The organism is Kitasatospora sp. NPDC059462 (assembly GCF_042749955.1).
Taxonomy (GTDB): domain Bacteria; phylum Actinomycetota; class Actinomycetes; order Streptomycetales; family Streptomycetaceae; genus Kitasatospora.
Genome location: NZ_JBHYUU010000312.1, coordinates 1 through 5,736, shown reverse-complemented (window position 1 = coordinate 5,736; position 5,736 = coordinate 1). Strand labels below are relative to the sequence as shown.

At 71.5% G+C, this 5,736-nt stretch carries 6 protein-coding genes; 5 read left to right on the top strand and 1 reads right to left on the bottom strand.

The annotated features are described in order from the left end of the window. Positions 1–100: 100 nt before the first annotated feature. The gene (locus ACFXAM_RS37535; RefSeq protein WP_380298291.1) at positions 101–1,579 is read right to left on the bottom strand and encodes a purine-cytosine permease family protein; all 1,479 of its coding nucleotides are present in this window, start codon (positions 1,577–1,579) and stop codon (positions 101–103) included. A 348-nt stretch (positions 1,580–1,927) separates the two neighbouring features. Here ACFXAM_RS37535 and ACFXAM_RS37530 point away from each other — a divergent pair, with 348 nt between their 5' ends. The 5 genes from ACFXAM_RS37530 (at position 1,928) to ACFXAM_RS37510 (ending at position 5,597) form a co-directional block, all read left to right on the top strand. Further along, positions 1,928–2,182, top strand: a complete 255-nt coding sequence (locus tag ACFXAM_RS37530; RefSeq protein ID WP_380298290.1) for a hypothetical protein — start codon at positions 1,928–1,930, stop codon at positions 2,180–2,182. A gap of 257 nt (positions 2,183–2,439) precedes the next feature. Further along, positions 2,440–3,435 carry a GlxA family transcriptional regulator gene (locus ACFXAM_RS37525; protein WP_380298288.1) on the top strand — a complete coding sequence of 332 codons (996 nt, stop codon included), beginning with the start codon at positions 2,440–2,442 and terminating at the stop codon, positions 3,433–3,435. A gap of 66 nt (positions 3,436–3,501) precedes the next feature. Continuing rightward, on the top strand, positions 3,502–4,293 hold the full coding sequence (locus ACFXAM_RS37520) for an MBL fold metallo-hydrolase (protein ID WP_380298286.1): 792 nt from the start codon (positions 3,502–3,504) through the stop codon (positions 4,291–4,293). Positions 4,294–4,315: 22 nt separating this feature from the next. Further along, complete coding sequence (locus tag ACFXAM_RS37515) at positions 4,316–4,933, top strand: hypothetical protein (RefSeq protein WP_380298284.1); 618 nt, start codon at positions 4,316–4,318, stop codon at positions 4,931–4,933. An 82-nt stretch (positions 4,934–5,015) separates the two neighbouring features. Continuing rightward, on the top strand, positions 5,016–5,597 hold the full coding sequence (locus ACFXAM_RS37510; protein ID WP_380298293.1) for a methylated-DNA--[protein]-cysteine S-methyltransferase: 582 nt from the start codon (positions 5,016–5,018) through the stop codon (positions 5,595–5,597). Positions 5,598–5,736: the final 139 nt, after the last annotated feature.

Sequence of the window (5,736 nt, the reverse complement as noted above, 5' to 3'; positions counted from 1 at the left end):
CCGCCGACCTGCGGGGACATTACGCGAAGAGCCCGCCGGCGGACCGCCGGCGGGCTCTCGACGGACGCCCGGCCCGGGTGGCGGACCTGGCGTCGTGCGGTCAGACGGTGACCCGCTCCGCGTGCTCCGTCCGCGGCGCGGCCGGCTGCTCGGCGGCGCCGCGGGCGTTCTCCCGCGGGGTGGGGAGGACGGCCATGATCAGCGCGGAGATCACGATGGTCGCCGCCCAGGCGAGTCCGTACGTGCCGACGGGGGTGTCGGACAGGGGTCCCGCGAACCAGTCGCAGCTGGTGAAGGCGAGGCCGGTCAGCAGCGCGAGGGCCCAGGCCGTCATCGCCTGCCAGCAGAAGCCGCCCTTGTACCAGTAGCGGCTGGTCCTGCCGGTGTCCATCAGCGCGGCGGCGTCGTAGCGCACCGTGCGCGAGCGGCGGCGGAACATGTCCACCGCGTAGACGCCGATCCAGGCGGAGAAGGAGACGGCGAGCAGGGTCAGGAAGGTGATGAAGGAGCCGAGGAAGCTCTTGGCGACCAGCATCAGCAGCAGGCCCGCGACGAGCGAGATCACGGCGTTGATGCTGACGGCCAGGGCGCGCGGCAGCTTCACGCCCATGGTCTGCGCGGTGAAGCCGGCCGAGTACATGGAGAGGCTGTTGATCAGCAGCATGCCCACGACCGCGGTCAGCAGGTAGGGCACGGCCAGCCAGGTCGGCAGCAGGTCGCCGAGGAAGGAGACCGGGTCGGCGGCCTCGGCCAGGCCGGGGGAGGCGACCGCCATCACGGCGCCCATCAGCACCATCGGCACCATCACCAGACCGGCCCCGGAGACCGTCACACCGGCGATCTTCCGGCCGGAGGCGCTGTGCGGCAGGTAACGGGCGAAGTCGGGACCGGTGGGGACCCAGCTGATGCCGCCGGCCGCGATGGTCCCGATGCCGGCGATCATCATCGCGGTGGTGCCGGCGGGCCTGGCGAACACCTCGCTCCAGTGGATGGTCGCGAGCAGGTAGCCCAGGACCAGGATGCTGAAGACGCCGAAGAGGTACGTCGACCAGGTGCTGCAGAGGTTCAGCGCCTTGCGGCCCATGCCGGAGACCAGGAAGGTGCAGGCGACGAAGGCGACGAGCGTGACGACGATCAGCGCGGTGTTGCTCCGCACGCCGAAGAGCAGGTCGAGGACGGTCAGCACGGCGTAGGCACCGGTGACGGCGTTGATCGTCTCCCAGCCGAACCGGGCGACCCAGAGGATCGCGCCGGGGAACAGGTTGCCGCGCACGCCGAAGGCCGCCCGGGAGAGCGTGGCGCCCGGTGCCCCGCCCCACTTGCCGGAGACCGACAGCAGCCCGACCAGGCCGAAGGAGACGACCGCGGCGCACGCGGCGACGATCAGGACCTGCCAGAAGTTCAGCCGGTTGAACACCACCAGGGCCGCACCCATGGTGAGCAGCAGGACGCTGATGTTCGCCGCGACCCAGGTCGGGAAGAGCTCGCGGACCGTGCCCCGGCGCTCGTGGTCCGGGACGGGCTCGATGCCGCGCGTCTCTATCGCGCCGCCGGTGTCGACGGTGGACGGGTTGTCCATGAGGGTGGCTCCGTGCGTGGGGAAGCGGGAGATGAAAATGGGCAAATCGGATATTTATGGAACTCTTCGCGCGTAGCGCGTGAGCTGTTCATCCTACTTTGCCTGGATCCGCTCCGGATTCGGTCCGCCCCCGGCGCCGCCCGCACCCGTTCCGTCCGTGGTCCCCCGCGCACCATCAGTCACCGCCGTGCCGCCGCCGCGCCGCGTCACAGGTGTTGTCGGGCCCCGGTCACGATCACCTGTCGCACACCTGTCGGACCGTCACATGAGTTGCTACAGTCCCTGTTCGCAGTGAAATTGCACGTGCCGGAGTCCCACGCGATCCACCAGAGAATGTGGAGCACAGCCATGGGTTCGCTTCCTCGCCGCGTCGCCACCGTCACCCTCACGACGGCGGCCCTGCTCGGCCTCGCGGGTGTCACGACCAGTGCGTCGGCCGCCACGATCAGGTACTTCAAGGCCTACGGCGTCAACCCGACCTACGCCGCCCCCCGGGCCTGGGCCGCCGCGCACGCCGCGGGTTACACCGATGACCAGTGCAGCCAGGAGAACGAGCTGATCTCGCCCGGATACTGGCAGGTCATCGTCACCTGTGTGAGCTGAGCACCGCTCCGCCGGCGGTCCGGTTCGGGCCGCCGGGACCGGCTCCCCGGGCCCGCAGGCCTCCCGTCCCGCCGCCCCCCCCCGCCACGCGTCGGGGCGCCGGGACGGGAGGCCTTCGTCCGCCGGGACTCCGCCGCAGGTTCCTGGCGAGCACGCGGTGTGACGCCGCGCACACCACCGGGCCATCGGGACCCTTGGCCGGATGTGACAGAACCCCGGCGTTGCGGACGCGCTCCGGGCGGCGCAAGGATCGAGGTATGCCCGAACCGCGTACCGTCGTCATCGCCGCGTTTCCCGGAGTCGAACTGCTGGAGGTGACCGGCCCCGCAGAGGTGTTCTCCGTCGCCTCCCGGCTGGTCGGAGGCGACGCGCCCGCCTACCGGGTCGAGATCGCCGCCGCGCGGAGCGGCCCGCTGCCCACGGCCGCGGGGATCAGCCTGGTCGCCGGGCGGTCGCTGGCCGAGGTGGGCGCGGGCGTCGACACCCTCCTGGTGGCCGGCGCCATGGACGGCGACGACGGCCACAACCCTGCCGTCGTCGACCGGGACGTCGTCGCGGTCCTGCCCGAGGCGGCCGCGCCCCCCCGCCGGGTCGGCGGTGTGTGCGCCGGCGTCCACCTGCTCGCCGAGGCCGGACTCCTCAGCGGCCTGCCCGCCACCACCCACTGGCTGACCGCCGGTCAGCTGGCCGCGCAGTACCCGGACGTCGACGTCGACCCGGAACCGATCTTCATCCGGGCCGGGCGGATCTGGACCTGCGCGGGCGTGACCGCCGCCCTGGACCTCGCCCTCGCCATGGTGGCCGAGGACCACGGGCCGGCGGTCGCCCTCGACGCCGCCCGCGCCATGGTCATGTACGTCAAACGCCCCGGCGGACAGACCCAGTTCAGCGTGCCGCTCTCCCTCCAGAGCAGCACCGACGACCGCATCGACGAACTCCGCCGCTGGATCGACGACAACCTCGCCGAACGGATCCCGGTCGAAGCGATGGCCGCCCGGATGCACCTCAGCGTGCGCCACTTCACCCGGGTCTTCCGCGACTGCACCGGCCGCACCCCGGCCGGCTACCTGGAGGCGGTCCGGGTGGAGGCGGCCCGCCGTCTCCTCGAAGAGTCCGCGCGCAGCCTGCCCGACATCGCGGCCGCCAGCGGGCTCGGCTCGGTGGAGACCCTGCACCGGGCCTTCCGCCGCCGCCTCGGCGCCACCCCGGCCGAGTACCGCCGCCGCTTCCGGCCGCACGCCACCGCTCGCTGAGCCACGCCACCTGCCGAGCACCCCACCTGCCGGGCACCCCACCCGCACTCCCCAGGAGCAACTCCCTTGTCCCGTACCAAGGTCATCCCGATCCCTGTCCTGGGCCGGCACGCCGTCAACGCCTACCTCCTGCTCGGCCGCCACCCGGTCCTCGTCGACGCCGGGACCCCCGGCAGCGGCCGGCGCATCGTCGACCAAGTCGCCGCCCACGGCGTCGACCCGCAGGACGTCCGGCTCCTCGTCGTCACCCACGGTCACATCGACCACTTCGGGTCCGCCGCCGAGCTGCGCCGCCTCACCGGCGCCCCGATCGCCGCGCACGCCGCCGACCTGGGCCCCTACCGCACCGGCCGGGTCCGCGAGCCGTACCTGCCCACCGGACCGATGGGACGGCTCATGGCCCGCAACCCGAAGCTCCACGAACCCACCGAACCCTTCGAGCCCGACATCCTCGTCCACGGCGAGAGCCGCCTCGCGGACTTCGGTATCGACGGCCGCATCATCCCCACCCCGGGCCACACCGCCGGTTCCGTCGCCGTCCTCACCGACGACGGCGACCTGGTGGCGGGCGACCTCATCGCCAACTCCTTCATGGGGTTCATCCAGGGCCGCCCCGCCAACCCGCCCTTCCACGACGACCCGCTCGCCAACCTCGCCAGCCTCCGCGCGATGCTCGACCTCAGGCCCACCCGCCTCCACGTCGGCCACGGCACCCCGCTGGACCCGGCCCGCGCCGGCCGCTGGGCGGCCGCGGAACAACGCCGCCTCCGGCGCCGGGCCGCCCGGGGCCGCCTGAGGACCAGACCGCAGGACCCGGACGAGACCTCCGCTCCGGTGCAGGCGGGTGAAATCGGTTGACGCGGTCTGAATAATCCCTGGCATGGGTACAGACATCAGCGGTTTCCTCGAATTCCGGGCGCCACAGGACCACCGGGAGCCGACCTGGTCCACTGCCCAGGACCTCGATTCCCTCTACGGCGGCCGCGACTACGACGCTTTCGGCTGTCTCTTCGGGGTCCGCAACTACGCGAACTTCCGCCCCTTGGCCGCCTCCCGGGGCCTGCCCGCCGACGTCTCGGCCACCGTGCGCGCCCGCCTCGGGCAACTGGCCGAATGGCAGGGCGAGGACGCCGTGCACAGCACCACCTGGATCACGTGGGCCGAGGTGAAGGCGGTCGACTGGAACGAACCTGCCGTGAAGCCCGACAGCCGGCTCCACCAGTACCACCGGACCCCGGACGGGCTCAGGATGACGGGCAAGTCCGCCTGGAGCCCGGCCTTCGCCGAGGCCGTCGGCCTTGAGAGGGGCGAGATCCGGGAGTGGCCCGAAGGAAGCGAGTGGCTCGTCGGGGACACGCTCTACAGGTCCGCCACCATCCGCCGCGGGGACGCCGTCACCGAAACCGGCGAGTGGCAACCCGTCTGGAAGGCCATGCGGGCACTCGCAGCACAGCACGGCGACGACAACGTGCGTCTCGTCGTGTGGTTCGACGACTGATCCCAACCAGGTGACCCCGCAAGGACGGTGTCGGTTTTCCGCCAGCTGGGGCGTGGGTGGGGTGGTCATGCTGGTGGTGCGTATGGGTTTGTTTCCGCGTTTCGGATCGAGGTGGTTCGTGGTGGTACGTGGGGTGCCGCTGTCACGTGTTCATACGGTGGTGGAGAGTCCGTATGGGGTGTTGACGTTGGTCGGGGAGAGCGGCCGGTTGGTGGGTCTGTACATGGAGGGTCAGCGGCACCGGCCGGCGGAGTCCTCGTTCGGGTGCCGGTTGGAGGGGGCGGAGGCGGAGCCGTTCGGGGAGACCGTGCGGCAGTTGGGGGAGTACTTCGCGGGCCGGTGCGATGCGTTCGACCTGCCGCTGGAGTTCCACGGGACGGAGTTCCAGAAGCGGGTGTGGACGGCCTTGTGCGACATCCCGTGCGGGCAGACGTGGACGTACGGGGAGCTGGCCCGGTACATCGGGTGTCCGACGTCGGCGCGGGCGGTCGGGCTGGCCAACGGAAAGAACCCCATCGGCGTGATCGTGCCCTGCCATCGGGTGGTCGGTTCGGACGGAAGCCTGACGGGCTACGGGGGCGGCCTCCACCGTAAGCGCCGGCTGCTGGACCACGAACGCGCACTCGCCGGAACGAGCGGAGCCGAACAGACCGCATTCTTCTGATCCCGCAGCCCGATCCGCCGAGGCATTGTGCGGTCGGAAAGGGAGGCCCGACGGTCCTGTGTGGGTGGGCAGGACCGTCGGGTGTTTAGGTGTGTGTGGGTGTGTGGGTGTTAGTCGGTGATGGTGATGTTGTAGGTGT

Bases quoted from the DNA above. Each gene is read 5' to 3' on its own strand.
- ACFXAM_RS37515 (WP_380298284.1), top strand. From the start codon at position 4,316: ATGGGTACAGACATCAGCGGTTTCCTCGAATTCCGGGCGCCACAGGAC.
- ACFXAM_RS37510 (WP_380298293.1), top strand. From the start codon at position 5,016: ATGGGTTTGTTTCCGCGTTTCGGATCGAGGTGGTTCGTGGTGGTACGT.
- ACFXAM_RS37535 (WP_380298291.1), bottom strand. From the start codon at position 1,579: ATGGACAACCCGTCCACCGTCGACACCGGCGGCGCGATAGAGACGCGC.
- ACFXAM_RS37525 (WP_380298288.1), top strand. From the start codon at position 2,440: ATGCCCGAACCGCGTACCGTCGTCATCGCCGCGTTTCCCGGAGTCGAA.
- ACFXAM_RS37530 (WP_380298290.1), top strand. From the start codon at position 1,928: ATGGGTTCGCTTCCTCGCCGCGTCGCCACCGTCACCCTCACGACGGCG.